Source organism: Diaphorobacter ruginosibacter (assembly GCF_040396215.1).
Lineage (GTDB): Bacteria > Pseudomonadota > Gammaproteobacteria > Burkholderiales > Burkholderiaceae_C > Diaphorobacter_A > Diaphorobacter_A ruginosibacter_A.
Map to the genome: position 1 here is coordinate 1 of NZ_JBEBOW010000040.1, position 26,020 is coordinate 26,020.

The 26,020-nt window shown below is 61.4% G+C and carries 26 protein-coding genes; 16 read left to right on the plus strand and 10 right to left on the minus strand.

Features of this window, described 5'->3' with window-relative positions:
• The 9 genes from ABWP92_RS07170 to ABWP92_RS07210 form a co-directional block, all read left to right on the plus strand.
• Positions 1 to 315, plus strand: a 315-nt coding sequence (locus tag ABWP92_RS07170) for an acyl-CoA dehydrogenase C-terminal domain-containing protein (RefSeq protein ID WP_353234683.1), incomplete at its 5' end; no start/stop codon positions are given.
• A 64-nt stretch (positions 316 to 379) separates the two neighbouring features.
• Positions 380 to 814: a DUF2147 domain-containing protein gene (locus tag ABWP92_RS07175; protein WP_353234684.1), complete on the plus strand. Its 435-nt coding sequence runs from the start codon at positions 380 to 382 to the stop codon at positions 812 to 814.
• A gap of 68 nt (positions 815 to 882) precedes the next feature.
• Positions 883 to 3,285, plus strand: a complete 2,403-nt coding sequence (locus ABWP92_RS07180; protein WP_353234685.1) for a 3-hydroxyacyl-CoA dehydrogenase/enoyl-CoA hydratase family protein — start codon at positions 883 to 885, stop codon at positions 3,283 to 3,285.
• Between the two features lie 28 nt (positions 3,286 to 3,313).
• Complete coding sequence (locus ABWP92_RS07185) at positions 3,314 to 4,510, plus strand: acetyl-CoA C-acyltransferase (protein WP_353234686.1); 1,197 nt, start codon at positions 3,314 to 3,316, stop codon at positions 4,508 to 4,510.
• 163 nt (positions 4,511 to 4,673) lie between these two features.
• The gene (locus ABWP92_RS07190; RefSeq protein WP_353234687.1) at positions 4,674 to 5,507 is read left to right on the plus strand and encodes an acyl-CoA thioesterase; all 834 of its coding nucleotides are present in this window, start codon (positions 4,674 to 4,676) and stop codon (positions 5,505 to 5,507) included.
• A 57-nt stretch (positions 5,508 to 5,564) separates the two neighbouring features.
• A complete protein-coding gene (locus ABWP92_RS07195; protein WP_353234688.1) occupies positions 5,565 to 6,341 on the plus strand; it encodes an enoyl-CoA hydratase in 777 nt (258 codons plus the stop codon).
• 8 nt (positions 6,342 to 6,349) lie between these two features.
• Positions 6,350 to 6,841 (plus strand): thioesterase family protein, encoded by a 492-nt coding sequence (locus ABWP92_RS07200; RefSeq protein WP_353234689.1) that lies wholly within the window; start codon positions 6,350 to 6,352, stop codon positions 6,839 to 6,841.
• A gap of 347 nt (positions 6,842 to 7,188) precedes the next feature.
• Positions 7,189 to 7,758, plus strand: coding sequence for a bactofilin family protein (locus ABWP92_RS07205; RefSeq protein WP_353234690.1), 570 nt, complete (start codon positions 7,189 to 7,191; stop codon positions 7,756 to 7,758).
• Between the two features lie 29 nt (positions 7,759 to 7,787).
• Positions 7,788 to 7,952: a hypothetical protein gene (locus ABWP92_RS07210; RefSeq protein WP_353234691.1), complete on the plus strand. Its 165-nt coding sequence runs from the start codon at positions 7,788 to 7,790 to the stop codon at positions 7,950 to 7,952.
• Positions 7,953 to 7,960: 8 nt separating this feature from the next.
• Here the strand turns inward: ABWP92_RS07210 and ABWP92_RS07215 are convergent, their stop codons facing one another.
• Entirely contained in the window at positions 7,961 to 8,407 is a 447-nt protein-coding gene (locus ABWP92_RS07215) for an acyl-CoA thioesterase (RefSeq protein ID WP_353234692.1), read from the minus strand.
• Positions 8,408 to 8,586: 179 nt separating this feature from the next.
• Between ABWP92_RS07215 and ABWP92_RS07220 the strand changes: the two genes are divergently transcribed.
• Positions 8,587 to 10,449, plus strand: a complete 1,863-nt coding sequence (locus ABWP92_RS07220) for an ABCB family ABC transporter ATP-binding protein/permease (RefSeq protein ID WP_353234693.1) — start codon at positions 8,587 to 8,589, stop codon at positions 10,447 to 10,449.
• Here ABWP92_RS07220 and ABWP92_RS07225 read toward each other — a convergent pair.
• From ABWP92_RS07225 to ABWP92_RS07245, 5 genes are all read right to left on the minus strand, one after another.
• Positions 10,415 to 11,437: an alpha-ketoacid dehydrogenase subunit beta gene (locus tag ABWP92_RS07225; RefSeq protein WP_353234694.1), complete on the minus strand. Its 1,023-nt coding sequence runs from the start codon at positions 11,435 to 11,437 to the stop codon at positions 10,415 to 10,417. The two genes, ABWP92_RS07220 and ABWP92_RS07225, sit on opposite strands and share 35 nt — an antisense overlap.
• Positions 11,434 to 12,441, minus strand: coding sequence for a thiamine pyrophosphate-dependent dehydrogenase E1 component subunit alpha (locus ABWP92_RS07230; RefSeq protein ID WP_353234695.1), 1,008 nt, complete (start codon positions 12,439 to 12,441; stop codon positions 11,434 to 11,436). Before ABWP92_RS07230 ends, ABWP92_RS07225 begins: the two co-directional genes overlap by 4 nt.
• Before the next feature lie 84 nt (positions 12,442 to 12,525).
• Positions 12,526 to 13,566, minus strand: coding sequence for a DctP family TRAP transporter solute-binding subunit (locus ABWP92_RS07235; RefSeq protein ID WP_353234696.1), 1,041 nt, complete (start codon positions 13,564 to 13,566; stop codon positions 12,526 to 12,528).
• Between the two features lie 69 nt (positions 13,567 to 13,635).
• On the minus strand, positions 13,636 to 14,934 hold the full coding sequence (locus tag ABWP92_RS07240; protein ID WP_353234697.1) for a TRAP transporter large permease: 1,299 nt from the start codon (positions 14,932 to 14,934) through the stop codon (positions 13,636 to 13,638).
• Positions 14,931 to 15,521: a TRAP transporter small permease gene (locus ABWP92_RS07245; protein WP_353234698.1), complete on the minus strand. Its 591-nt coding sequence runs from the start codon at positions 15,519 to 15,521 to the stop codon at positions 14,931 to 14,933. The genes ABWP92_RS07240 and ABWP92_RS07245 overlap by 4 nt, the downstream gene beginning before the upstream one ends.
• Positions 15,522 to 15,766: 245 nt before the next feature.
• Here ABWP92_RS07245 and ABWP92_RS07250 point away from each other — a divergent pair, with 245 nt between their 5' ends.
• From ABWP92_RS07250 to ABWP92_RS07275, 6 genes are all read left to right on the plus strand, one after another.
• A complete protein-coding gene (locus ABWP92_RS07250; RefSeq protein WP_353234699.1) occupies positions 15,767 to 16,711 on the plus strand; it encodes a LysR substrate-binding domain-containing protein in 945 nt (314 codons plus the stop codon).
• Positions 16,712 to 17,028: 317 nt separating this feature from the next.
• The gene (locus ABWP92_RS07255) at positions 17,029 to 17,922 is read left to right on the plus strand and encodes an amino acid ABC transporter substrate-binding protein (protein WP_502907475.1); all 894 of its coding nucleotides are present in this window, start codon (positions 17,029 to 17,031) and stop codon (positions 17,920 to 17,922) included.
• A gap of 127 nt (positions 17,923 to 18,049) precedes the next feature.
• The gene (locus ABWP92_RS07260) at positions 18,050 to 18,952 is read left to right on the plus strand and encodes a transporter substrate-binding domain-containing protein (RefSeq protein ID WP_353234701.1); all 903 of its coding nucleotides are present in this window, start codon (positions 18,050 to 18,052) and stop codon (positions 18,950 to 18,952) included.
• Positions 18,953 to 19,093: 141 nt separating this feature from the next.
• Positions 19,094 to 19,846, plus strand: a complete 753-nt coding sequence (locus ABWP92_RS07265) for an amino acid ABC transporter permease (protein ID WP_353234702.1) — start codon at positions 19,094 to 19,096, stop codon at positions 19,844 to 19,846.
• A gap of 1 nt (position 19,847) precedes the next feature.
• The gene (locus ABWP92_RS07270; RefSeq protein ID WP_353234703.1) at positions 19,848 to 20,519 is read left to right on the plus strand and encodes an amino acid ABC transporter permease; all 672 of its coding nucleotides are present in this window, start codon (positions 19,848 to 19,850) and stop codon (positions 20,517 to 20,519) included.
• A 24-nt stretch (positions 20,520 to 20,543) separates the two neighbouring features.
• Positions 20,544 to 21,281: an amino acid ABC transporter ATP-binding protein gene (locus ABWP92_RS07275; protein ID WP_353234704.1), complete on the plus strand. Its 738-nt coding sequence runs from the start codon at positions 20,544 to 20,546 to the stop codon at positions 21,279 to 21,281.
• 454 nt (positions 21,282 to 21,735) lie between these two features.
• On the opposite strand, the gene ABWP92_RS07280 is transcribed toward ABWP92_RS07275, so the two are convergent.
• The 4 genes from ABWP92_RS07280 to ABWP92_RS07295 form a co-directional block, all read right to left on the minus strand.
• Positions 21,736 to 22,521, minus strand: a complete 786-nt coding sequence (locus ABWP92_RS07280) for an HAD family hydrolase (RefSeq protein WP_353234705.1) — start codon at positions 22,519 to 22,521, stop codon at positions 21,736 to 21,738.
• A 31-nt stretch (positions 22,522 to 22,552) separates the two neighbouring features.
• Positions 22,553 to 24,415 carry a hypothetical protein gene (locus ABWP92_RS07285; protein WP_353234706.1) on the minus strand — a complete coding sequence of 621 codons (1,863 nt, stop codon included), beginning with the start codon at positions 24,413 to 24,415 and terminating at the stop codon, positions 22,553 to 22,555.
• 112 nt (positions 24,416 to 24,527) lie between these two features.
• Positions 24,528 to 25,436, minus strand: a complete 909-nt coding sequence (locus tag ABWP92_RS07290; protein ID WP_502907474.1) for a glycosyltransferase — start codon at positions 25,434 to 25,436, stop codon at positions 24,528 to 24,530.
• A 58-nt stretch (positions 25,437 to 25,494) separates the two neighbouring features.
• Positions 25,495 to 25,842: an EamA family transporter gene (locus ABWP92_RS07295; RefSeq protein WP_353234708.1), complete on the minus strand. Its 348-nt coding sequence runs from the start codon at positions 25,840 to 25,842 to the stop codon at positions 25,495 to 25,497.
• Between the last annotated feature and the right edge of the window lie 178 nt (positions 25,843 to 26,020).

Sequence of the window (26,020 nt, forward strand, 5' to 3'; positions counted from 1 at the left end):
ATGCTGGGCGAGCAGATGACCAAGTTCACCACCGAGATCGGCTTCAAGGGCATGCAGAACCCCGATGAGGTGGGTGCGGCGTCCGTGGACTACCTGCGCGTGGCGGGGCACCTGGTGTTCGGCTATTTCTTTGCCCGCATGGCGCAGGTGGCGCTGCGCGAGATCGGCAACGGCAGTACCGATCCGTTCTATCAGGGCAAGCTGCAGACCGCGCGTTTTTACTTCGCCAAGCTGTTCCCCGAGACCGCTTCGCTGATGCGCACGGCCCGCGCGGGCGCGAAGTCCCTGATGGACACGGACGCGGCGCTCGCATGATGCGGCGCGCGGCGTCGTCTGCCGGACACCGGAATCCCGAGCATCTTTCCATGATGGAGGCCGTATGAAGAAACTTTTCGCAGCCATGCTGGGCATGGCGCTGGCGGCACCCGTGTTCGCGCAGATGTCGCCCGTGGGGCTGTGGCGCAGTCTTGACGACAAGACCGGCGAGGCCAAGGCCGAGGTCCGCATCACCGATGCGGCGAACGGCCTCGTGGGGCGCATCGAGAAGGTGCTCAGGAAGGGCGCCGATCCCGCCGCCGTGTGCAGCGCGTGCACCGATGACCGCAAGGACAAGCCCATGACGGGCCTGGAGATCATCCGCGGCGGAAAGCAGGAGGCCGACAAGGATGTGTGGTCCGGCGGCAGGATCATCGATCCCGAGAACGGCAAGGACTACCGCGCCAGCTTCACGCCGGTCGACGGCGGCGCAAAGCTCGAGGTGCGCGGCTACCTGGGCCCGTTCTGGCGCACGCAGGTCTGGCAGCGCGTGAACTGAAGCTCGCGGCTGAGCCGCTTCGCGGCCATCGGAATGGCCAACGAAGGAATTTCTAAGGAACCAACAAAATGTCTAGATTCCAGGTGAAGAAAGTCGCCGTGCTCGGCGCGGGCGTGATGGGCGCGCAGATCGCTGCCCATCTCGTCAATGTGAAGGTGCCGGTCATCCTGTTCGACCTGCCTGCGAAGGAAGGCTCCAAGAGCGCGATTGCCGAGAAGGCGATCGCCAACCTCAAGAAGCTCAAGCCGTCGCCCATCGGCGTGGCCGAGGACGCCGATCTGATCCAGCCCGCGAACTACGAAGAGCACATGAAGCTGCTCAAGGGCTGCGACCTGGTCATCGAGGCGATCGCCGAGCGCATGGACTGGAAGCTCGACCTCTATCACAAGATCGCGCCGTTCGTCGCGAGGCACGCGCTCGTCGCGTCCAACACCTCGGGCCTGTCGATCACCAAGCTCTCCGAGGCGCTGCCCGATGCGATCAAGCCGCGCTTTTGCGGCATCCACTTCTTCAACCCGCCGCGCTACATGCAACTGGTGGAGCTGATCAACACGCCGACGACCAACGCGCAGGTGCTCGACCAGATCGAGACCTTCGTGACCACGACGCTCGGCAAGGGCGTGGTGCGGGCGCACGACACGCCCAACTTCATCGCCAACCGCATCGGTATCGCGGGCATGCTCTCGACCATGAAGCAGGCCGAGAATTTCGGGCTGACGTTCGACGTGGTCGATGACCTGACCGGCAAGAAACTGGGGCGCGCATCCAGCGGCACGTTCCGCACGGCGGATGTGGTCGGCCTGGATACCATGGCGCATGTCATCAAGACGCTGCAGGACAACCTGAATGAGCAGAGCGATCCGTTCTACGGCAATTTCGGCACGCCGGCCGTGCTGCAGAAGCTGCTGGATCTGAAGAACCTGGGGCAGAAGACCAAGGCCGGTTTCTTCAAGAAGGTCGGGCGCGACATCCTGCGCTTCGAACTCGACAGCGAGGACTATGTACCGGCGGGCCAGAAGGCCGACGAGGTCTATGGCCGCATGCTCAAGAAGCCGGCGGGCGAACGCCTGAAGCTGCTGCGCAATGCGGAAGGCGCGCAGGGCCGGTTCCTCTGGGCGATCCTGCGCGACAGCTTCCACTACGCGGCGGTCCACCTGGAGCATATCGCCGATACCGCGCGCGACATCGACCAGGCCATGCGCTGGGGCTTCGGCATGAAGCAGGGCCCGTTCGAGCTGTGGCAGGAAGCCGGCTGGCTCGACGTGGCCAGGATGATCCAGGAAGACATCGACGCGGGCAAGGCGCTGACCCGGGCGCCTCTGCCCAGGTGGGTATTCGAAGGCCCGGTCGCCGAAGCCGGCGGCGTGCATACCGCGAAGGGCTCGTGGAGCGCGTCGCGGGGCCAGTTTGTCGCGCGCCGCGAGCTGCCTGTGTATCAGCGCCAGATGTTTCCCGAGAAACTGCTGGGTGAAGACAATCTGCCCGATTGGCGCACCGCCGGCACGACCATTGCGGAGAGCAAGGCGCTACGCACCTGGACGCTCGACGGTGAAGTGCTGATCGCCAGCATCAAGAACAAGATGCACGCCATCAGCCCCGAGGTCATGGAGGGCCTGGTGGATGCCGTGGACATGGCCGAGAGCGACTTCAAGGCGATGGTGATCTGGTCCGGTGACGCCCCGTTCAGCGTGGGCGCGGACCTGGAGGCAACGATGCCCGCATTCGTGGTCGGCGGCGCGGACGCGATCGAGAGCATCGAGCAGGAGCTGCAGAACATGATGCTGCGCCTGCGCTATGCGCAGGTGCCGGTGGTGGCCGCGATCCATGGCATGGCGCTGGGCGGCGGCTGCGAGCTGGCGGTGTATTCCGCGCGCCGCGTGGCGCACATGGAGAGCTACATCGGCCTGGTCGAAGTGGGCGTGGGACTGGTGCCGGGGGCGGGCGGACTCACCTATATCGCACGGCGCGCGGCGGAAAATGCCGCCGCGAGCACGGGCAAGGACTTGCTGCCGTTCCTCACCGAAGGCTTTACCTCGGCGGCGATGGCGAAGGTCGGCACCAGCGCCATCGAGTCGCGCAAGCTCGGCTATCTGCTGGACAGCGACGTCATCGTCGCGCACAAGGACGAGTTGCTGTACGTGGCCATCAACGAGGCCAGGGCCATGGCCAACGCGGGCTGGCGCGCGCCGCTCGCGCGCAGTTTCCCGGTGGCCGGGCGCAGCGGCATCGCCACGATCAGGGGCTCCCTGGTCAACATGCGGGACGGCGGCTTCATCAGCGAGTTCGACCAGCACATCGCCACGTTGATCGCCGAAGTGGTCTGCGGCGGCGACGTCGATGCGGGAACCCTGGTCGATGAGCGCTACCTCATGAAGCTCGAACGCAAGGCGTTCACGCACCTGATCGCACACCCGAAGACGCACGAGCGCATCCTGGGCATGCTGAACACCGGCAAGCCGGTTCGCAACTGATGAACGCGTCACGCAAGGAGTACTGAACATGAAACAACAGCAAGACGCCTACATCGTTGCCGCCACGCGCACGCCGATCGGCCGCTCGCACAAGGGCTTTTTCCGCAACTACCGCCCGGATGATCTGCTGGCGACGATTCTGAAATCGGCGCTGGCGCAGGCGCCGGGGCTTGATCCCAAGGCCATCGAGGATGTCATCTGCGGCTGCGCCATTCCCGAGGCGCAGCAAGGCCTGAACGTGGCGCGTATCGGCGCGGTGCTGGCGGGCCTGCCCACCAGCGTGGGCGGCATCACCGTCAACCGCTTCTGCGCATCGGGCCTGTCCGCCGTGGCGATGGCGGCCGACCGTATCCGCGTAGGCGAGGCCGACGTGATGATCGCCGCCGGCGTGGAGAGCATGAGCATGGTGCCCATGATGGGCAACGCGCCGTCGCTCTCCCTGTCCATCTTCGAGCGCGATGGCGACGTGGGCATTGCCTACGGCATGGGGCTGACCGCCGAGAAGGTCGCGCAGCAGTGGAAGGTGACGCGCGAGGCGCAGGATGCGTTCGCGCTGGAGTCGCACCGGCGCGCCATCGCGGCGCAGCAGGCGGGAGAGTTCGCCAGCGAGATCACGCCCATTGAAGTGACGGACCGGGGCCTGGATCTGGCCAGTGGCGACATCGTGGCGAGCACGCGCACCGTGGATCTCGACGAAGGCCCGCGCCCCGACACGTCGCTTGAAGGACTCGCCCGTTTGCGCACGGTGTTCGCTGCGCGCGGCACGGTCACGGCGGGCAACAGCTCGCAGACCAGCGATGGCGCGGGCGCGCTGATTCTGGCGAGCGAGGCGGCGGTCAAGCGTTTCGGCCTGACGCCGCTCGCGCGCTTCGTGAGCTATGCGAGCAAGGGCGTGCCGCCGCAAATCATGGGCATAGGCCCCATCGAGGCGATTCCCGCGGCGCTGCGCTATGCGGGCCTGAAGCAGGACGACATGGACTGGATCGAGCTGAACGAGGCCTTTGCCGCGCAGTCGCTCGCCGTGGTCAACACCCTGGGCCTGGACATGTCCAAGGTGAATCCGATGGGCGGCGCGATCGCGCTCGGCCATCCGCTGGGCGCGACGGGAGCGATCCGCTCGGCGACCGTGGTGCACGCATTGCAGCGCAAGAAGCTCAAGTACGGCATGGTGACGATGTGCGTGGGCATGGGGCAGGGCGCCGCGGGCATCTTCGAGCGCGTCTAGGCGCGCGTGCGAAGGGACGCTGCGCGCGCGGCCTGTGCCTGGCGGCGGCATGCGGGGCGAAGGCCGCGCCTTGCCTGCCTCCGGCCCCAAGTTGGCAATTTTGGGGAGCGATGCGTCACCTTCATGACCACTCATCCATGAGATTGCCCTCACACTTGCGATCATGACCCATCAAGCCACGATTCATCCCCTGGACGAGGCGATCGAGCTGCGCGAACTCGATCGCGGTATCTACACCGGCCGAACGACGAGAGCCTACTGGAACATGGTGGGGCCGTTTGGCGGCATTACCGCCGCGTCGATGCTGCAGGCCATCATGCTACATCCGCAACTGCTGGGTGATCCGGTGTCGCTGACCGTGAATTACGCGGGCGCCGTGACCGAGGGCGAATTCACCATCAAGGCCAACCCGGTGCGCACCAACCGCTCGACCCAGCACTGGATGCTGACGTTGGAGCAACCCGGGGCGGACGGTGCAATGGTGGTGGCGACCACGGCCACCGCGGTGACGGCCGTGCGCCGTGAAACCTGGGGCCTGTCGGACGTTCGCATGCCGGAAGTACCAGGCCCCGGCAATTTCGAGCGCGCCGCGCCGGCCTTCTCATCGGAATGGTTCAACGCATATGAAATGCGCCCCGTGTCCGGCAATTTCCCGCAGGTGTGGGATGACAGCGGAGACGCCAGCCTTTCCCAGGTGTGGGTGCGCGACGTGCCTGGACGCCCGCTGGATTTCATGTCGCTCGCCGCCGCGTCGGACCTGTTCTTCCCACGCGTCTGGCTGCGCCGCGCGCGCCGCGTGCCTGCGGGGACGGTGTCCATCACCACCTATTTCCATGCGGACCGGGCCCAGTTGCAGCAGACCGGGACCGGCTATATCTTCGCCCAGGCCAGCGGACAGGAGTTCCGCAACGGCTTCTTCGATCAGACGGCACAATTGTGGAATGCGGACGGCCTGATGCTGGCCACCAGCAACCAGATCGTCTACTACAAGGAATGAGCCGGATTTCTTCGGCTCGCGCATTCTCCGCACCCACTACTCAGGAGCCCCCAGGCCATGGATACTTCCCAGCCGGAAATTCTCGTGCACCACGAACAAGGTGTCACCACGCTGACCTTCAACCGCGTCGAAAAGAAAAACTCCATCACCGCGTCGATGTACACGCAGATGGCGGATGCGCTGGAGCGCGCCAACGCGGACGCGGGCACGCGCGTCGTGGTGTTCCAGGGCGATGTGGCGATCTTCAGCGCCGGCAATGACATCGGCGATTTCCTCAAGTGCCCGCCCGTCACCACGGACGCGCCGGTGTTCCGCTTCCTGCGCATTCTGGCCACTTTCCCCAAGCCGCTGCTGGCCTCGGTCTGCGGACCGGCGGTCGGCATCGGCACCACCATGCTGTTCCATTGCGATCTCGTCTACGCCGGCGACAATGCCGCGTTCTCGATGCCGTTCGTGAACCTGGGTGTTTGCCCCGAAGCCGGATCGAGCCTGCTGGCGCCGCAGATGCTAGGCTTTCACCGCGCGGCGGAGGCCTTGCTGCTGGGCGAGCCCTTCATGGCCGAGGCGGCGCTTGAAGTGGGGCTGGTCAACCGGGTGGTGCCTCCCACCGAGTGCAACATGCTCACGCAGATGCAGGCCAGGAAGCTCGCCGCCAAGTCGCTTGCTTCGCTGATGGAGACCAAGCGCCTGCTCAAGAAGACCAACGCCGACGAAGTCATCGAGCGCATCAATGAAGAGGCTGCCAGCTTCGGGCGCATGCTGGGCGAACCCGCCGCCAGGGAAGCGTTGACCGCGTTCATGGAAAAGCGGGCGCCCGATTTCAGCAAGCTGTGAGAGGGTCCATGGACAGCGATCTGCAACTGAGTCCGGCTCCCGCCGGATTCGAGCCCGAGTTCATCGATGCGCTCACGGACATCTTCGAGCGGCAGATTGCCTTCAACCAGGTGATCGGCATCGAGATCACCCGCATCGCGCCGGACTGCGTGGAAGCCTCCATCGGCATGAAGCCGGAGCTGGTGGGGCACTTTGCCTACAACCGCGTGCATGGCGGCGTGATCAGCGCCGCCCTGGATGCAATGGCGGGCCTGGCCGTCATGGCCGCCATTGGCGCAAGGCACATGGACGAGCCGCCCGCGCGGCGGCTGCAGCGCTTTGCCCGCCTGGGCACCATCGATCTGCGCATCGACTATCTGCGCCCCGCCATCGGCCCCCGTTTCAGGCAGAGGGCGCAGGTGCTGCGGCTGGGCTCGCGCGTGGCGACCGCGCGCATGGAATTTCTCTCCGCCCGCGATGAGCTGCTATCGGTTGGAACGGCCTCGTACATCGTTTCTTGACGGCGAAGCATGCATTAGCTGTTTGTCGCTGCAAACGTTGCAAGCCAATGCAACTTTCGAGCGATTTGGTTACTTCTCTTGCGCAACAAGACGGTTCGCATCTTCCAAACCCATTACGATTCCTCGCCATTGGGCATGCGGGCGCTGCAGTATCGGGAGATGCTGGAGAATCACGCACGCGGCGCATGCGGGCATGGAGCCAGCATGAAGGCATAGGCAATTGCGGATGGTGAGCTTGACCCGGCAGCCGGGGCTTGTTTGACGCTGAGCCCGCAGGTCGCGTAAGGTGCTCATCGAATCAATTTTTTGCCAATTTTGGCAAGTGTGTTAATTCTCTAGGAGAACCGATGGCTGTTCAGAACCCCTTCTTTGGCAAGCGTGATTCCGATGTATTGCAACCCCGGCAGCCCGGCTCGGTGCTGGGTGGCGGCACATCCTCCGTTGGCGGCGCTTCCTCCACCACGTCTTCCTCCGCCGGCCATGCCGCCGTGGTGACCAAGCCCGCGAGCAGCGCGGCCAGCGAAAGCGCCGGAAGCAAGCTGACCGTCGGCCCGAACATCAAGCTCAAGGGCGTCGAGATCACCGATTGCGACACGTTGGTTGTCGAAGGCACGGTGGAGGCGACCATGGACTCCCGCGTGATCCAGATCGCCGAACAGGGCGCGTTCCGCGGCTCCGCTGAAATCGACATCGCAGAGATCCACGGCGAGTTCGACGGCACGCTTACCGTGCGCGACAAGCTGGTGATCTACAGCACCGGCAAGGTGAGCGGCAAGATCCGCTATGGCAAGGTGGTGATCGAAGAGGGCGGCCAGCTCTCGGGCGAGATCGAGGCCGGCATCGGCAGCAGCTCTTCGCGCTCCGGCTCGGCTTCGAGTTCTTCGAGCTCCAGCACCACGGCGGCCACGGCTTCCTGAGTACACGGTCATGCACGGCGGCCAACGTCATGGCCGCTGATGCCGTGATCAAAAAGAAGAAGGCGATGCATATTGGATGCATCGCCTTTTTTGTCGCCGCGCGATTCCGTGACAGAGCGCCGCTGGGGAACAGCCGCAGGCGCGTCGCGTGGAGCGTGGGGCCTTACCTGTTTTCTGGCTCGGCAGGGAAATGAATGCTCTGTCAGCTCGCAGGCCTTGCTGCTTTCGGCAGCGGGCGTGAGTGTCCGTTGTCATCGATCGCCACGTAGGTGACAGTCGCTTCGGTCACCTTGATGTGCTGGCCCTGAAGCGACATGCGCTCGGCAAATACTTCCACGTCCACCGCGATCGAGGTGTTGCCGATGCGGGTGATCCGGGCGTAGAACGACAGGATGTCTCCCACCCGCACAGGCTGCTTGAATACGAACTCGTTGACCGCCACGGTTGCCACGCGGCCTTGCGCAATGCGCGCGGGCAGCACGGATGCCGCCAGATCGACTTGCGCCATCACCCAGCCGCCGAAGATGTCTCCGTTGCTGTTGGTGTCGGCGGGCATGGGGATGACGCGCAATACCAGTTCCTTGTCGGAGGGCAACTCCGGCGTGATGATGCGCAGGGTTTCGGGATCGGTCATGGTGGTTGTTGTCATGGAAATCGGTTTGACACTGTTGCCGCAAATCACGAAACAAATGTTGGGGTAAACCCTTATTATGAAGGGAGGGGCAATTGCCCGCTCACGCCTTCGCGGGCAGCCTTGGTCGATGTACTGTCATTACGGAGTCACAGGCCATTGAACTTCGGGGGACAATCAGGAAAACCTACAAGACTATGCGCGGCTACAGTTCCCCTCCGATACCCAACGATGCAACCGCGCGGCAGCGCACCGCCAGCGACTGGCAGACACTGGGCCGGCTGGTGCCCTATCTGATGAATTACAAATGGCGCGTCCTGGCCGCCTTGTTGTTCGTGCTGGCGGCGAAGCTGGCCAACGTCGCCATTCCCATCCTGCTCAAGCACCTGGTGGACGCATTGTCGATCAAACCGGGCGATGCGGCGGCCGTGCTCGTCGTACCGGCGGGGCTGTTGCTGGCCTACGGGCTGCTCAGGCTGTCGACGTCGCTCTTCACCGAACTGCGCGAACTCGTCTTCGCCAAGGCCACGCAGGGCGCGGCGCGCAGCATTGCCCTCACCACGTTCCAGCACCTGCATGGATTGAGCCTGCGCTTTCACCTAGAGCGCCAGACGGGGGGCATGACGCGGGATATCGAACGCGGGGTGAAGGGGGTCGAGTCGCTCATTTCCTATTCGCTCTACAGCATCTTTCCCACTTTCATCGAAGTGGCGATGGTGCTTGCGATTCTGGCTGTCAGGTTCGATGCGTGGTTCTTCTGGATCACGGTGGCGGCGCTGGTGCTTTATGTGAGCTTCACCGTCTCGGTGACCGAGTGGCGCACGCGGTTTCGCCGCGAGGCCAACGTGGCCGACTCCGCGGCGCACACCAAGGCCATCGATTCGCTGCTGAACTACGAGACGGTCAAATACTTCAACAACGAGGGCTTCGAGGCACGGCGCTATGACGAGAGCCTGGAGAAGCTGCGCCGAGCGCGCCTGAAGAGCCAGACCACGCTCAGCCTGCTCAATTCGGGGCAGCAGCTCATCATCGCCACCGCGCTGGTGCTCATGCTCTGGCGCGCGACGCTGGGCGTGGTGGACGGCCGCCTGTCGCTGGGCGACCTGGTGATGATCAACGCGTTCATGATCCAGTTGTACATCCCGCTGAATTTTCTGGGCGCGATCTACCGCGAGATCAAGCAGAGCCTGACCGACCTGGACCGCATGTTCACGCTCATGGACAAGGAGCGCGAGATCGCCGACAGGCCCGGCGCCACGCCGCTGGTGTGCGATGCGCCGCCGACCGTGCGTTTCGAGGATGTGCATTTCAGCTATGAAAGCGCGCGTGAGATCCTGCACGGCCTGAGCTTCGAGATTCCCGCAGGCAGGACCGTGGCGGTGGTGGGGCCTTCTGGTTCGGGCAAGTCCACGCTCGCGCGGCTGCTGTTCCGCTTCTACGATGTGACCGGCGGGCGCATCACCATCGATGGACAGGACATTCGCGATGTCACCCAGGCCAGCGTGCGGGGAGCCATCGGCATCGTGCCGCAGGACACCGTGCTGTTCAACGACACCATCGAATACAACATTGCCTACGGCAGGCCGGACGCCACGCGGGCCGATGTGGAAAACGCCGCGCGCGCGGCGCGCATCCACGACTTCATCGCCGCGGCGCCCAAGGGATATGCCACGATGGTGGGAGAGCGCGGGCTCAAGCTCTCCGGCGGTGAAAAGCAGCGCGTGGCCATCGCGCGGACCTTGCTCAAGAACCCGCCCATTCTCATCTTCGACGAAGCCACGTCCGCGCTGGACTCGGCCAACGAGCGAGCCATCCAGCAGGAGATCCGCCGCGCCGCGCAGAACAAGACGGCGCTGGTGATCGCGCACCGGCTCTCCACCGTCGTGGACGCGCATGAAATCCTGGTGATGGAGGCCGGCCGGATTCTGGAGCGCGGCACCCACGCCGAACTGCTGGCGATGAAGGGGCGCTATACCCGCATGTGGACGCTGCAGCGCGATGCGCAGGAAAAGGACGACGTGGATATCAACGCTTCAACAAACGCAATGCCGCTTCCTTGATCCGGGCGGCGCCAACGCGCGATTCCGCTTCCAGCGAATGGGCGTAGCCCACGGGAATGCGCGGAGCACCCAGCCGGGCCACGCGCGCATCCGTGTTCTCGGCCACCGTGGCCGCCACTTCGGCGCCAAAGCCCGCAGCCTGCACCGCTTCATGCACCACCAGCAGATGCCTGGATTTGCTGGCGCTGGCAAGCACGGCGTCCTTGTCCCATGGCCAGATCGTGCGCAGGTCGATCACCTCGGCATGCACGCCCTGCGCGGCCAGCTCCCTGGCCGCATCGGCGCAGGCATGCACCTGCCTGGACCAGGACACGATGGTCACGTCGTTGCGTTTCTCGCTGCCGGCAAAAGCAACGCGCGCGCGGCCCAGTTCAATGGGCTCGTGCGCCACTTCCCCCTGCATGCCCCACAGCTCCTTGTGCTCCATGTACACCACCGGATCGCCGCAGCGCAGCGCCGAGCGCAGCAGCCCGTAGTTGTCGGCGGGCGTGGATGGCGCCACGACGACAAGCCCTGGCACATGCGCGAACCATGACTCGAAGGATTGCGAATGCTGCGCCGCCGAGGCCGTCCAGATGCCGATCGGCAGGCGCGCGACCAGCGGGACACGGCCCTGTCCGCCGAACATGTAGCGGTTCTTCGCGGCCTGGTTCACCAGTTCGTCGATGGCGCACAGCGCGAAGTCTGCCACGCGCATCTCGACGACGGGCCGCAGCCCGGCAAGCGCCATGCCGACGCCGGCGCCCATGATGGTGGCTTCGGAGATCGGCGTGTCGATGATGCGTTCCTCGCCGAAGATGTCCAACAGATTGCGGCCGTCGGGGCTGCGGTACTGGCCGAACACGCCGCCTCGCCCCAGGTCCTCGCCCATGGCGACGACGTGCTGATTGGCGCGCATGGCTTCTTCCAGGGCCACGGCGGCGGCCTGCGCATAGGTGAGCGTGGACACGCGCTGCGCGTTGTCAGGGGTGGTTGCAAAGTCGGTCATTTCCACATCCCTTCGCCGGTTGTCAGAATGTCGGTGTAAGCCGCTGCCGCCTGCGGCTCGGGCGCCGCCGATGCGGCCGCCACGGCGGCGTCGATCTCGGCCCTGGCGTGCGCCTCGATGCGCGCGGCCTGCTCGCCCAGCCCTTGTTGCGTGAGCAGTTCTCGCGTGCGCAGGATCGGGTCGCCCCTGAGCGCCAGAGCCACTTCCTGCGGATTGCGGTACGTGGCCGGATCCACCGAGACATGGCCTTTTTGCCGGTAGGTGATCGCATGCAGCAGCCTGGGGCCGGAGCCCGCGCGGATCTGCCCGATCAAGCGCTCGGCGGCTTCGCTCACGGCCTGCACGTCATTGCCGTCCACGCGCGTCGCCTCGATGTCCAGGGACTCGGCGCGCGCGCTTGCCGCATTGCCGCCCGCCGTCATGGGCGCGGATCGGGTGGTGGCGGAAATCTGGTTGTCCTCGCAGACGAAGAGCACGGGCAGGCTGAAGACCCGCGCCCAGTTCAGCGCTTCGAGGAATGGGCCACGATTGATGGCGCCATCGCCGAAGAAACTGACGGCGATGGCACCGGTCTTGCGGATCTTGAGCGCGTGCGCGGCACCGACGGCGATGGGCAGGCCCGCCGTCACCACGCCGTTCGCGCCCAGCATGCCGACAGAGAAGTCGGCGATGTGCATGGAGCCGCCCTTGCCGCTGTTGTAGCCGGTGGCGCGGCCGAAGAGCTCGCACATCATCTTCGTTGCGTCCGCGCCCTTGGCGAGTGTGTGGCCGTGGCCGCGGTGGGTGGATGTCAGCAGGTCCTCTGGCGTGAGGTGCGCGCACACACCGGCCGCCACGGCCTCTTGTCCGGTGGACAGGTGCAGGGGGCCTTTGACGCGCACTTCGCCGGGCTTGCCGGTCGCGGCTCCGCCCCAGCTCACGCCGCCCTGGCTGGCGGCTTCCGCGGCATCTTCGAACGCGCGGATGCGCACCATGGTCTTGAATAGGGAAAGCAGATCAGTCATGTCAGCTTGAAGAAGAACGGGGAGCAGCCGCGTCCCCGCGCAGCCCCTGGGGAAAGGGGCTGCGCGTTGATCGCCGGTATGCCCTTATTGCTTGGGGCGCGCCGCGATGGCCTTTTCAGCCATCTCCACCAGGTTGGCGCCGATCTGCGGCTTCCACTTGTCATACACCGGGCGGGTCACCTTCACGAAAGCCGCGCGCTGTTCCGGGGTGAGCTGGGTCACGGTCACGCCCATGCCCGCGATGTCCTTGAGCAAAGGCTTGCCCGGCTCGACCAGGCCCTTGCGCGCCAGGGCGATCTCCTGCTTGCCGGCATCGAGCGCGGCTTGCCGCACGATGTCCTGATCGGCCTTGCTCCAGCTCGCCCAGATGTCCTTGTTGACGACGAACACCAGCGGGTCGGCCACGTAGCCCCAGGTCGTCACATGTTTCTGGCCGACGGTCTGCAGCTTCAGGATGGTGAACATGAAGAGCGGATTTTCCTGGCCGTCCACCGCGCCGCTGGAGAGCGCGGGCTGCGCGTCGGCCCAGCTCATCTGCGTGGGGTTGGCGCCCATGGCGGTGAACATGTCGGTGAAGATGGGCGAGCCCACCACGCGGATCTTCATGCCCTTGAGATCATCTGGCTTGCTGATGGCGTGCTTGGAATTGGTGAGTTCGCGGTAGCCGTTCTCTCCCCACGCCAGTGGCACCACACCGGATTTGTCGAGCGTCTTGAATACCTCCTTGCCGACGTCGCCCTGGGTGAGCGCGTCGATGGCGGCATAGTCGGGCATCAGGAAGGGCAGCGAGAACAGGTTGAGCGACTTCACCTGCGGCGACCAGTTGATGGTCGAGCCCACCGCCATGTCGATCACACCCTGGCGCAGCGCGCTGAACTCGCGCGTCTGGTCGCCCTGGATCAGCGAGACGCCGGGGTACAGCTTGATGTTGATGCGGCCCTTGGTGCGCTCCTTGACCAGATCTGCCCAGATCTGCCCGGCCATGCCCCATGGCGATGGCGGGCCGAGCACCAGCGACAGGCGGTACTCGCTCTTGTAGTTCTGCTGCGCAAGCGCTACCGAAGGCGACAGCGCAAGTGCTGCGGCGGCAGCGGCGGTTGCGGTGAGGAATGTGCGAAGTTTCATGGTTGTCTCCTTCCGGGTTGTGAATCTCTTGGTTGAATGAACGAGGTGCGGCGGACTGGCGGGAGCCGTTCAATAGCCCAGGTAGTGCGGCAGCCAAAGCGCCAGTTGCGGGAAGGCGATCACGGCAATCATCACAAGGAACATCGCCAGCAGCATGGGGCCGACCCAGCGCACGGTCGATTCCATGCGGACCTTGGCGATGCGGCACGACACCATCAGGTTCACCGCGAGCGGTGGCGTGAACTGGCCCAGGGCGACCTTCAGCGTCAGGATCACGCCGAACCAGACGGGGTCCCATTTGTAGTGGTTCATCACCGGCAGCAGCAGCGGCACGAAGATCAGGAAGATCGACACGCCGTCAAGGAACATGCCCACGGTGATGAGCAGCAGAATCAGCAGCGCCATCACGCCCCATTCGCCGATGCCGGAATTCACGATGGCATGGGCCACCGGATCGATCACGCCGAGCGTGGACAGCGAGAACGCGAAAATGCCCGCCAGCGAAACCACCAGCAGGATCACGGCCGAGAGCTCGCCCGCTTCCTGCAGGATCACGAACAGGTCGCGTACCTTGATCGTGCGGTAGATCACCATGCCCACGAAGAGACCGTAGAACACCGCGACCACGGCCGCCTCGGTGGGCGTGAACCAGCCCGCGCGCATGCCGCCCAGGATCACCACCGGCGCGGCCAGCCCCCAGGACGCCTCGCGCAGGCTTTTCCAGAACGGCGGGCGCGGCATGGACGATTCGAGCGCGCCCATCTTGTGCTTGCGCGCCATCCACACGGCGGGAAAAATCAGCGCGATGCCCGCCAGCACGCCCGGCACCATGCCGGCGGCGAACAGCGCGGGGACGGAAGCGCCGGGAACGAGCACCGAGTAGATGATGAACGCGACCGAAGGCGGGATCAGGATGTCGGTGGCAGCGGCGGCCCCCACCACCGAGGCGGAGAAGCTCGCAGGATAGCCCGCGCGGTTCATCGCGGCGATCATCACGGCGCCCACGGCGGCCGCGTTGGCGGGGCCGGAGCCTGAAATGCCGCCCAGGAACATCGCCACGGAAATCGCCACCAGGGGCAGCATGCCCGGCCCGCGGCCGACGATGGCGACGGCGAAGTTCACGAGCCGCGAGGCGACGCCCGAGCGGTCGAAGATCGAGCCCACGAGCACGAACATCGGAATGGCCAGCAGCGGATACTTGCCCAGGCCGGCATAAAAGTTCTGCGGCACGGCCAGCAGTCCGAACCATTGCGTATCGCTGTTGGCCAGCGCGATGGCGGTGGCGCCCGCAAGCCCCAGCGCCGCGCCAATGGGCACGCCCACCAGCATCAGAATGACGAAGGCGGCAAACAAAAGCGTTGCGATCATGGCTGACGGTCTCCCGCGTCGGTGGCGTCGGGGATGGTCTCGTCCACCAGGTATTCCACGTCGGGCTGGCGGGTGCGGCGAATGAGCAGGCCGATGGCGCGCAGTGCGATCACGGTCGAGAGCACCGGCAGCCACACCGTGTACCACCACTGCGGCACGCCGATGCCGGGCGATGTCTCCTCGTAGCGGAAGTCGTCATACAGCGTGCGCACGCTGAGCACCGCGATCAGCGCAAAGAGCAGGGCGACCATCAGCGCGCCGAGCTGGGCCAGGCGGCGCCGGCGCAGGGCCGAGCCGGCATCGCAGAAGAATTCGATGCGGATGTGCCTGTCGCGCCCGACAGCCGCCGAGCCGGCGACCAGCGCGAGCACGATCATCAGGAAAACCGAGAACTCCTCCGTCCATGCGAACGAGGAGTTGGTGAGGTAGCGCACGATCACGTTGACAAAGGTGATGAGGGCCAGCGCAGCCATCACGATGACGGTGAGCCAGTCTTCAATGCGCAGGGAACGGGGTTCTTCGTCGGCGGGGGCCGGGGGTTGCGGAACGGCTTTTTGATCCGTCTCGGCAGGGTATTTGGAGGACATCTGAAAGGCGGGGAGAGCGGGGAATCAACAAACGGAGGATGCCAACGTCAGGCCTTTTCATGTTGTGCATTCGGGGCCACGTCATGCGCACGTGTGCGAACCATTTTGCCCCTGAAGTTCCGATGGGAATGTGCGGGTGTTCCCCGAGTCCCCGTGAAATATATGCTGCGCCGCAATATCGAAGATTGCGATCCGCTTCCCCGGCGAGCGCCGCCGGAGTCCCGCGGGCGCGGATAATGCGCGCCATGGAAACCAAGTGGCTTGAGGACTTTGTCAGCCTCGCAGAAACCCGCAGCTTCAGCCGTTCGGCGCAATTGCGCCATGTGACGCAACCCGCCTTCTCGCGCCGCATCCAGGCGCTGGAGGCCTGGGCGGGAACGGATCTGGTGGATCGTAGCTCATATCCGACGCGGCTCACCAGCGCCGGCAAGACACTCTACGACCAGGCGCTGGAAATGCTTCAGGCCCTGCAGAACACCAGGGCCATGCTGCGCGCGCACACGACGACAGGCAAGGACATGATCGTCTTCGCCGTGCCGCACACGCTGGCTTTCACGTTCTTTCCCGCCTGGCTTACCCGCCTGCGCAGCGAATTCGGCCCGCTCAAGACCCGGTTGCTCGCGCTGAACGTGCACGATGCGGTGGTGCGGCTGCTGGAGGGCGGCTGCGATCTGCTGATCGCGTATTTCCATCCGTCGCAGCCGATTCAACTTGATGCGGACCGCTACGAGATGGTCAGCCTGGGGCAGGAAATCCTGGCTCCCTACTGCAAACCCGACGCCGATGGCAAGCCGCTGTTCAGCCTTCCGGGCAAGCCGGGACAGCCGCTGCCGTATCTGGGCTACGCGCCGGGCGCGTACCTGAGCCGCGTGACGGATCTGATTCTCAAGGAGGCCGCCACGACCATCCATCTGGACCGCGTCTATGAAACCGACATGGCCGAAGGCCTGAAGGCCATGGCGCTGGAGGGTCATGGCGTCGCCTTTCTGCCCCACAGCGCGGTGAAGAAGGAACTGCGCGCCGGCAAGCTCGTCAGCGCCGCTCCGGCGGATGCCTCCCACCTCCAGATGGCGATGGAAGTGCGCGCTTACCGGGAAAAGCCCAGTATCAGGGAAGTGGGCAACACGCTGGCGGAGTCGTTCTGGACTTATCTGCAGTCACAGACGAATGCCGCCAACGTCGAGGACTGAGCGGCACGTGCGAGTGGGGGCATTCATGTTTTCATTGCATGGGTTGCTGTAACAATTAGCATTGGCATGACACGGTTTGCATCGATACATTCGCTGAAAATTTTTTGTTGCAGGGCCGCCCCAAGACAAAAGGTATCCCCCTTGGGGGCGGTGGGCCGCGCGGAGCGGGGAAGCGTGGGGGCCCTTTGGGGATGCGAGTCGTGGTCATGGCATGTGTCTTGCATGAAGCGTCGCCCGTAGTGGTGTAGCGGTCATGTTTGCCACGAATGATGTATTTGCGGCCCACCCGCTATCAAACCAAGGAGCACGTCCTTCTCATGAGAACCATACTCCGCCCAGCACTCGCGTGCCTGTGCGCTCTTGCCGCGGCACTGGTCGCGCCCGCGCGCGCTGAAGGTGTCCTCGATCGCGTGGCCAGGGGTGAACCGCTGGTCATCGCGCACCGCGAGGCTTCGGTTCCATTCTCATTCGTGTACCAGGGCAAGCCGGTGGGCTATGCGATGGATCTATGCCTGCGCATCGCCGAGCAGGTCCGCAAGAAAACGGGTGCGAGGGACATGCAGGTGAAGTTCCTTCAGGTCACACCGGCCAATCGTGTGGAGATGGTCAAGACCGGCAAGGCCGACATGGAGTGTGGCTCGACCACCAACAACGCGGCGCGCCGTCAGGACGTGAGCTTCTCGCTCGCCTATTTCATTACCGGCGCGCGGATTCTGGTTCCGGCGGACAGCAAGGTCACGCGCATCGAGGATCTGGAAAAGAAGAAAGTCGTCTCGACCAAAGGTACGACGCCCCTGAGTGTGCTGGACCAAATCAACCGCACGCGTTTTCTGCAGATGAATATCATTGCTGCGCCAGATCACGACGCTGCGTTTGACATGGTGATCAAGGGGCAGGCAGACGCCTTTGTCATGGATGATGTGCTCCTGGCAGGACTTGCCGCCAGCAGCGAGAACCAGAAGGCCGCCAAGATCGTGGGCCGTTTCCTGACGACGGAGCCTCTGGCCATCATGCTGCCCAAGGGCGATGAAGCCTTCATCAAGCTGGTGGACGAGGAGATGCGCAACCTGATTGCGAGCCGGGAAATCAACGCCATCTATGACAAGTGGTTTACCAGGCCCATCCCGCCGGGCAATCGCGCGCTGGGTCTGCCGGCGAGCCATTTGTTGAAGGACTTCTGGAAATACCCTACAGATCAGCTCCCGGGTTGATGGTGCAATCCATGGTGGAGAGCCAGCTTTGGGCAGGTACGGAGAAACGGGCCATTGCACGCTGCCCGTTGACAATTGAATTCACTACACTAACTATTTTCGTTAGCTTCACATGCAAGGAGATTCTATGAAGAAGCAAATATTGGTCGCTGCTATTTCAGTGCTGGCTGCGGGAACCGTTTTCGCCCAGGCCAACGACACATTGGCAAAGATCAAATCTTCGGGCGCCGTGACATTCGGCGTGCGTGAGTCTTCGGGTCTTGGCTACACGCTGGGCAACGGCAAGTACGTTGGCTTCCACACCGAAATGGGCGAGAACATCCTGCACGACATCCAGAAGCAGCTGGGTCTTGCCAAGATGGACATCAAGTACCAGCCCGTGACTTCGCAGAACCGCATCCCGCTGGTGCAAAACGGCACCGTGGACATCGAGTGCGGCTCCACCACCAACAACCTGTCACGCCAGAAGGATGCGGCCTTCGCCTATACCACCTACGTGGAGGAAGTGCGCATCGCCGTGAAGGCCAACTCCGGCATCACCGGCATCAAGGACCTGAACGGCAAGACGCTGGTGACCACCACCGGCACCACTTCGGTGCAGACTCTGCGCAAGAACAAGAAGGCTGACGGCCTGACTTTCAAGGAAGTCATGGGCAAGGACCATGCCGACTCCTTCCTGATGCTGGAGACCGGCCGCGCCGACGCCTTCATCATGGACGGCTCGATCCTGGCTGCCAACATCTCCAAGTCCAAGGCTCCCAACGACTACAAAATCGTCGGCGAAGTGCTGTCGGTCGAGCCCATCGCCTGCATGCTGCGCAAGGACGACCCCGCGTTCAAGAAGGCGGTTGACGACTCCATCGTCCGTCAGATCAAGGACGGCACGCTGGCCAAGCTGTACGACAAGTGGTTCATGCAGCCGATTCCGCCCAACAACGTGAAGATCGGTCTGCCACTGTCCGCCGCCACCAAGGAAGCCTGGGAGCATCCGAACGACAAGCCCATGGAGGATTACAAGATCACCGACTGATCCTGTAGTTTGAAGGTTGCGCCCCTTCGGCCGGTTTACATGGCCACGCCAGAAGGGGCGTTTTTGTTATGAGGCTGCGTATGGGCACCAACCGGCGTTTGAGTGCGGCCTCTCGTATATGAAGAATAAAGAGGTGCTCGTATGAGTTGGGATTGGCAGGTGTTCTGTCAAGACACCATTACCCAGGAAATCGGGCAAAGCTGTTTTGGAAAAAACGGCGACACAACATATCTTGACTGGATGCTGTCGGCCTGGGGCTGGACGGTGTCCGTCTCGCTTTTGTCGCTGGTGTTGGCCCTGGTTCTGGGCTCTGTCATCGGCACGCTGCGGACCTTGCCGGACCGGCCTTGGGTCGTGCGCCTGGGCAATGCGTGGGTCGAGCTGTTTCGCAACATCCCGCTGCTGGTGCAGGTGTTCGTCTGGTATCACGTGATTCCGGCCATCTTCCCGGCGCTCAAGCGCGTGGATGGATTCATCCTGGTGGTGTTCGCCATCGGCCTGTTCACGTCGGCGCGTATCGCCGAGCAGGTGCGCTCGGGCATCCAGGCCCTGCCGCGCGGCCAGCGCTACGCCGGCATGGCCATGGGCTTCACCACGTTCCAGACCTATCGCTATGTGCTGCTGCCCATGGCGTTTCGCATCATCATTCCGCCGCTCACCAGCGAAACCATGAACGTGTTCAAGAACTCGTCGGTCGCATTCGCCGTTTCTGTGGCCGAGCTGACGATGTTCGCCATGCAGGCGCAGGAAGAAACCTCCCGCGGCGTGGAGGTCTACCTGGCCGTGACCGCGCTGTATGTTCTATCGGCCTTCGCGGTCAACCGCATCATGACCTTCATCGAAAAGCGCTCGCGCGTACCGGGCATGATCGCGGCAAGCGGAGGAGGCCACTGACATGATGCTGCATCTCGACTGGTCATTTTTCTCTTGGGAGCTTTTCAGCAACTATGTCTGGAAAGGCTTCAAATACAGCATTCTGCTGACGGTGATCGCCACCCTCGGCGGTATTTTCTTCGGCACGTTGCTGGCGCTCATGCGCCTGTCCGGCAAGAAGTGGCTCGACCTGCCCGCCACCATCTACGTGAACGGCATGCGCTCCATTCCGCTGGTGATGGTGATCCTGTGGTTCTTCCTGCTGGTGCCGATGATCATCGGCGAGCCGATCGGCGCGGAGAGCTCCGCGATCATCACCTTCGTGGCGTTTGAAGCGGCCTACTTCAGCGAGATCATGCGCGCGGGCATTCAGTCGATCCCGCGCGGCCAGGTCTTCGCGGGCCAGGCGCTGGGCATGACCTATGGCCAGAACATGCGCCTGGTGGTGCTGCCGCAGGCCTTCCGCAACATGCTGCCGGTGCTGCTCACGCAGACCATCATCCTGTTCCAGGATACATCGCTGGTCTATGCGATCGGCGCCTACGACATGCTCAAGGGCTTCGATATCGCGGGCAAGAACTACGGCCGCCCGGTGGAGTCGTATCTGACGGCCGCTGTGACGTATTTCGTGCTGTGCTATGCGCTGTCGTGGTGCGTCAAGCGCCTGCACAAGAAGATCGCCATCATCCGCTAATGCTGCCCGGCCAAAGGAATTGAAATGATTGAACTGAAGAACGTCTCCAAGTGGTACGGCAGCTTCCAGGTGCTGACGGACTGCTCCACCAACATCCAGAAAGGTGAAGTGGTCGTGGTGTGCGGGCCCTCCGGCTCCGGCAAGTCCACCCTCATCAAGACCATCAACGCGCTGGAGCCTTTCCAGAAAGGCGAAATCTTCGTTGACGGCGTGCCCGTGCACGGCAAGAAGACCGACCTGCCCAAGCTGCGCAGCCGCGTGGGCATGGTGTTCCAGCACTTCGAATTGTTCCCCCACCTGTCCGTGACGGAGAACCTCACCATCGCGCAGATCAAGGTGCTGGGCCGCAGCGCGGACGACGCCAAGAAGCGCGGCCTCAAGATGCTGGACCGCGTGGGCCTGTCCGCGCACAAGGACAAGTTCCCGGGCCAGCTCTCCGGCGGCCAGCAGCAGCGCGTCGCCATCGCGCGCGCGCTGTCCATGGACCCGATCGTGATGCTGTTCGACGAACCCACCTCCGCGCTCGACCCCGAAATGGTGGGTGAAGTCCTGGACGTGATGATCGGCCTGGCCCATGAAGGCATGACCATGATGTGCGTGACCCACGAAATGGGATTCGCCCGCAAGGTCAGCAACCGTGTGATCTTCATGGACGTGGGCGGCAAGATCCTGGAAGACTGCTCGAAGGACGAATTCTTCGGCAACCTCGACGCGCGCCAGCCACGCACGAAGGACTTCCTCAACAAGATCCTGCAGCATTGAGCCCCCCTGAGGCGCTATCGCGCCTTCCCCCCCGAGGGGGGACACCGCCTTCGCCGCGAGGCGGCTCTTGCTCGGCGGTTGCTGGTATGGCCTGCTCCGCGGCCTTCTGATTGGTTGCGCCCTTGTTCGAACGGGCGCTGCCTTTCCTTTTTATTTCTCTTGGGTGCTTCGCACCTTCTCTCTCTATAGGGGGCGCCGTCTTCGCCGCGAGGCGGCTCATGCTTGGCGGTTGCTGGTATGGCCTGCTCCGCGGCCTTCTGATTGGTTGCGCCCTTGTTCGAACGGGCGCTGCCTTTCTTTTTTATTTCTCTTGGGTGCTTCGCACCATCATTCCAGGAGAAATACGACCCTGCCGCGAGGTGTTTTCTGATTGGTGACGGTTGCGCTGCGGTGTATCTGCCTCGGCTTGCAGTGGTTCCAATGAAAACAGGTGCCTGGCGCGCCTGTTTTCCTTTCAGCGCGCCAGAAGCGCCCTTGCCACTTCCGCAAAACCCGCACCGCGTTCGCCCTGGGTGACGTATTTTGGAAAATCCTTGAGCTGCGGGACGAAACGCGCGATGTTGGCCACGCCGATGCTGTTCCTGAAATGCGCGAACATCAACTGATCGTTGGTGGAGTCGCCCACGTAGGCCCAGTGGTCCAGTTCCCGCTCCAGATCGCGCCCGAACAGCTCGCGCACGATCCAGCGTGCGCCTTCAAGCTTGTTGTGATCGCCGAACCAGCCGTTGATATGGATGCTGCTCACCGTGGCGTTCATGCCAGCCGCGCGCATGATGGCCACGGCCTGGTCGATACCTTCCTGAGGCAGATGCGTGAACTCGCTATGGTCGATGGCGATGTCCGTCTCGCGGCCAGGAGAGTCGGTAGCCAGCATTGCGCCAGGCACTTCGCGGACGATCCGCTGTGCCACCTCCTGCATGCGCGCAAAGTTTCTCTCGCGCGTGGCCTGATCCTGCTGATAGATTTTCTCCACGCGCGCATCGCTGCCATGGCGGAACGCCACCGAGCCGTTCTCCGCGACGATGGCGTCCACGGGCCATGCTTTGGCGAAAGGTTCGCTCCAGCCTATGGGGCGTCCCGTGATGGGAATGACATGAAGGCCCGCGGCCTTCAATGCACCAAGCGCATCGAGCGCATCCTGTGTGATGGCGCCCTCGGTGGTGAGAGTATCGTCGATGTCGGTGAAGATGCCCCGAATGGGGCGCTGGTCGTTAACTGACCAATTTATCAAGTCTCTCATTGCAAATTGCATATATTATGCATTGAATCAATTAATGCTTTGCCAGTTCGACAATAGCACGATAGAACTGGTCTGATCCTTCTTTTTTGTTGTCTGGGCTGATGGTCATTTTGTTAACTTCATTCTCTGATTCGACCAAATAGCGCGAGGGAATGACCGTGAAATAGTAGGGGCTGATGAAGCGGGCTCCTGAATCAAAATGATAAAGCATTGCCTTCATATGGGCTCCTGGGGTCTTCCATTGTTGCGGGTTGAACTCTGGAACTCCATAGTCAGTAGTGATTCCCCGCTTCTTCAGAAAATCGTGCAACCATTGATTCGCTGTAGCTCCTCCATACATATTCAATCCATGTTTCCAGGGAGCAGAGCCAGAGAGAGTTTTATCCACGGCAAATAAATCAGAGTTCCACGACGAATTGACGTCTGGAATAATCTGGTGTGAATAGAGCTTGCTTTCGGGAAGACCGGATTTCACGGCGCGTGCGTGGAATGCATCCAGGAAGTCGTAAACTTGCTGTTGGCGAAACTCATCCCAGTCACGCGCCAGGGGATTAAAGTATAGAGGATGTTTGAGTTGAGGAAGATCTTGAAAAGTCTTTATTGTTGAGAGACTGGAAATGGGGTCGAGCCCTTTTAGTTTGTGCGGGCGTGAGCGTAGTAATTTGGAAATCCAGCCCTGTTTGTTTTGAAGGTGTTCTACAGTGAAGGATGTTTCACTGACAAGATATTGTTTGCGCACTGTTGTTGCAATGATTTGTGCAACGTGTTTTCCAGAAGGTAATTTTGAATAATCAATGTTGTATCGATAACCGGTGTTGGGTGAATTGATTTCTTCAATTGCGCGATATACATCCAGTCTATTTAACCCATGGTCTACAATGCCCTCTCGCTTGCCATCAATGAAGATTTCCATTTTTTCAATAACGCCATGGGGGTCCCATAGCCAACCGGCAATCGGTAGTATGCCACTGGCATAGGCATCATAATGCTCCGCAGGTGATCTAAGTGTTTCTGTATTGATGTTTCGAGCTGGGGCTGTGATTTCGTCGAATGAGCGATAATCGAAGCCTGTGAGTGATCTTAGCCGAGAAATGCTCTTGTATTTTTTCGCGAGCCAGTGTCGAAAATCCATGATCGATGCAGGGCTGTAGTCAGTGACGTGAATTTCATCAAAAGCGCCCATGCCTGATTCGAAATTCGGAAACATCTGATGCACTTCACCTGCCAATGTAATAGCTACGATACGATCTTGTGCGTCTTTCGGCAGAGAGAGAATGCGCTTGGCAACATACTCCAGTGCCTCATACCGATAGTGATTAACAGGAATTTCTGGATCGGTGCGCAGCGTCCAGGGGAATACATTGGAAGAAAAATATCCCAGTTTTAAAGGAGTACCGTTACTCAATTGCATCAAGTTTTGCGGATCCTTGTCTAACGCATAGGGGAGTGGGGAGTGCGGTGAATCAAAGTGGTCGGCCATGAGATACAGCACAACGGGGCGTTTGACGTTTTCTACAACGCGAAAGAATTCATCGATGGATTCGACATCAATGACCCAATCGTTCCCCTTTTTATTATAAAGACCAAGCAATGGCAGAGTGAGTGTATAACCCACTTGGATGTCGCCATGCGGTCCCCCTGGCTCGAGTGTATCCAGAAGGCGATTGATAGTTGGGGCGCCATCTTGTTTCAAACTGCGGCAGATGTGCTGCACTTGACTCATTTTTCTTGCTGATGGCTCATTTATTCCCGCATCGCAAACCGATAATCCATAAACTGTCGGTGCTATGATAAAGGGATTTATTCTTTTGGAGGTTTGCGCGTAGGAATTGCCAATTAAAAGATGCGCCGCAAGAAAGGCAGTAAATAGGACGTGACGGTTATTTGTGTGCATTGGTTGAGTTGGAGTACTTGTATTTATATTAACGCGTAGAAAAAGCAGGCTCACGGCACGAAATACAGGATGAAGCCGTATGAATCAAATGGCTCGCTACAGCGTCAGGTACTCAGTTCTCATCCAAATCGAGGCTCAGAGGTTCTGATGGTAAATTACTCACATCGTAGTGAATGAATGCGATCAGGAATTGAATGCCAATCAAAATGGGCAACGCTGCCAGCATGACTGTGCCACTGGATGCGGGTTGGTTATGCAAGTTACTGGAAATCCAATGTGCCAGGCCAAATAGTACTCCTCCAAATATGAGTAGCAGGCTACCTAGGCTATAGATTGTTCCCACATTGAAATCGCGGATCAAATAATTGTATACGTAACGTCGCCATAACCGTGACAGATGCTTTTGCAGGAATTCAGGGAGGATCTTGCCAATTTTGAGATGGGACTCTTCGTCCGCGTAAACTGAATCCATGGGAACGTCTTTGACTACAGCTCGAATGGTGTTCAGGCGAAACAACATATCAGTCTCGAAGAAATAGCGGCGCTCCAGCTTATCTAATGGCAACTCTTCAAGCACCTTGGTACGCACAGCGGTGTAGCCATTGGTTGGATCCATGATGTTCCAATATCCGCAGCTAACCTTTGTGAGAAAAGACAGCACGGCATTACCGAATAGTCGGATTGGTGGCATGCCCTGCACCGATTCGGGGCGATAGAATCGGTTGCCCTTAGTGTAGTCGGCACGTTGGTGCAGTAATGGTCGTATAAATTTGGGTAGTAATGCGGGATTCATCTGCCCGTCGCCATCAATCTTCACAACAATATCCATGCCATCTGCGATGGCTGCTTTGTATGCCGTCACAATCGCCCCACCTACGCCCAGGTTCTCCGGGTGGTAGAGCACGCGTACGCGAGGATCGGTGTTGTGCTTCTCAATAAATTTGCCGCTCGCATTGGGGCAAGCGTCATCCACTGCATAGATACGGCTCACTTCGGGGCCGATGGCTGCGATGACACCCATGACATGTTGGGTGACTTTATAACAAGGGATGGCGACAGCTATACGCAAAATCGGTCCTTTAGTTTGATGAAGCTAATACTACGCCTGCAAGGATGAGTGAGCCGCCTACTAACGTACGCCAATGTAATGGCTCATTGAATAGCAGCCATGCGAGGGTAGGAACGATCAAGAAGGCTAGTCCCATAAACGGATACGCCAAGTGTAATGGCACGTGCCGAAGTATCCATACCCAACCCAAAGTCGTAAGCCCATACAGCAGCAGCGATGCTATCAACCAACCGTTAAACATCCAATCAAGCAACTGAGGATTCTTGGGCAATGCAACCGCGGCCTTTTTGAAGAGGAGTTGGCCGATGGATATGCATAGCACACATAGTAGTGTGTAGATGGAGAGGATAGGGGTCATTGGACTTAAACCTTGATTGATTCAATTCGCCTGAATTGGAGCGCGGGCAGCAGAACCAGGGGAATAGTGAAGAAGGGTAGGATGTACCGGTATTCTGCGGCAGTAGAGAAAAGAAATATTCCCGCGAATTGAATGAACATCGGAAAGGCAACTAGAAGAAGCGGAATATTTCGCGTGC

What these genes read in the sequence shown, in the direction of transcription:
- ABWP92_RS07175 (WP_353234684.1), top strand. Translation starts at nt 380, where the DNA reads ATGAAGAAACTTTTCGCAGCCATGCTGGGCATGGCGCTGGCGGCACCC.
- ABWP92_RS07180 (WP_353234685.1), top strand. Translation starts at nt 883, where the DNA reads ATGTCTAGATTCCAGGTGAAGAAAGTCGCCGTGCTCGGCGCGGGCGTG.
- ABWP92_RS07185 (WP_353234686.1), top strand. Translation starts at nt 3,314, where the DNA reads ATGAAACAACAGCAAGACGCCTACATCGTTGCCGCCACGCGCACGCCG.
- ABWP92_RS07190 (WP_353234687.1), top strand. Translation starts at nt 4,674, where the DNA reads ATGACCCATCAAGCCACGATTCATCCCCTGGACGAGGCGATCGAGCTG.
- ABWP92_RS07195 (WP_353234688.1), top strand. Translation starts at nt 5,565, where the DNA reads ATGGATACTTCCCAGCCGGAAATTCTCGTGCACCACGAACAAGGTGTC.
- ABWP92_RS07200 (WP_353234689.1), top strand. Translation starts at nt 6,350, where the DNA reads ATGGACAGCGATCTGCAACTGAGTCCGGCTCCCGCCGGATTCGAGCCC.
- ABWP92_RS07205 (WP_353234690.1), top strand. Translation starts at nt 7,189, where the DNA reads ATGGCTGTTCAGAACCCCTTCTTTGGCAAGCGTGATTCCGATGTATTG.
- ABWP92_RS07210 (WP_353234691.1), top strand. Translation starts at nt 7,788, where the DNA reads ATGGCCGCTGATGCCGTGATCAAAAAGAAGAAGGCGATGCATATTGGA.
- ABWP92_RS07215 (WP_353234692.1), bottom strand. Translation starts at nt 8,407, where the DNA reads ATGACAACAACCACCATGACCGATCCCGAAACCCTGCGCATCATCACG.
- ABWP92_RS07220 (WP_353234693.1), top strand. Translation starts at nt 8,587, where the DNA reads ATGCGCGGCTACAGTTCCCCTCCGATACCCAACGATGCAACCGCGCGG.
- ABWP92_RS07225 (WP_353234694.1), bottom strand. Translation starts at nt 11,437, where the DNA reads ATGACCGACTTTGCAACCACCCCTGACAACGCGCAGCGCGTGTCCACG.
- ABWP92_RS07230 (WP_353234695.1), bottom strand. Translation starts at nt 12,441, where the DNA reads ATGACTGATCTGCTTTCCCTATTCAAGACCATGGTGCGCATCCGCGCG.
- ABWP92_RS07235 (WP_353234696.1), bottom strand. Translation starts at nt 13,566, where the DNA reads ATGAAACTTCGCACATTCCTCACCGCAACCGCCGCTGCCGCCGCAGCA.
- ABWP92_RS07240 (WP_353234697.1), bottom strand. Translation starts at nt 14,934, where the DNA reads ATGATCGCAACGCTTTTGTTTGCCGCCTTCGTCATTCTGATGCTGGTG.
- ABWP92_RS07245 (WP_353234698.1), bottom strand. Translation starts at nt 15,521, where the DNA reads ATGTCCTCCAAATACCCTGCCGAGACGGATCAAAAAGCCGTTCCGCAA.
- ABWP92_RS07250 (WP_353234699.1), top strand. Translation starts at nt 15,767, where the DNA reads ATGGAAACCAAGTGGCTTGAGGACTTTGTCAGCCTCGCAGAAACCCGC.
- ABWP92_RS07255 (WP_502907475.1), top strand. Translation starts at nt 17,029, where the DNA reads ATGAGAACCATACTCCGCCCAGCACTCGCGTGCCTGTGCGCTCTTGCC.
- ABWP92_RS07260 (WP_353234701.1), top strand. Translation starts at nt 18,050, where the DNA reads ATGAAGAAGCAAATATTGGTCGCTGCTATTTCAGTGCTGGCTGCGGGA.
- ABWP92_RS07265 (WP_353234702.1), top strand. Translation starts at nt 19,094, where the DNA reads ATGAGTTGGGATTGGCAGGTGTTCTGTCAAGACACCATTACCCAGGAA.
- ABWP92_RS07270 (WP_353234703.1), top strand. Translation starts at nt 19,848, where the DNA reads ATGATGCTGCATCTCGACTGGTCATTTTTCTCTTGGGAGCTTTTCAGC.
- ABWP92_RS07275 (WP_353234704.1), top strand. Translation starts at nt 20,544, where the DNA reads ATGATTGAACTGAAGAACGTCTCCAAGTGGTACGGCAGCTTCCAGGTG.
- ABWP92_RS07280 (WP_353234705.1), bottom strand. Translation starts at nt 22,521, where the DNA reads ATGAGAGACTTGATAAATTGGTCAGTTAACGACCAGCGCCCCATTCGG.
- ABWP92_RS07285 (WP_353234706.1), bottom strand. Translation starts at nt 24,415, where the DNA reads ATGCACACAAATAACCGTCACGTCCTATTTACTGCCTTTCTTGCGGCG.
- ABWP92_RS07290 (WP_502907474.1), bottom strand. Translation starts at nt 25,436, where the DNA reads ATGGGTGTCATCGCAGCCATCGGCCCCGAAGTGAGCCGTATCTATGCA.
- ABWP92_RS07295 (WP_353234708.1), bottom strand. Translation starts at nt 25,842, where the DNA reads ATGACCCCTATCCTCTCCATCTACACACTACTATGTGTGCTATGCATA.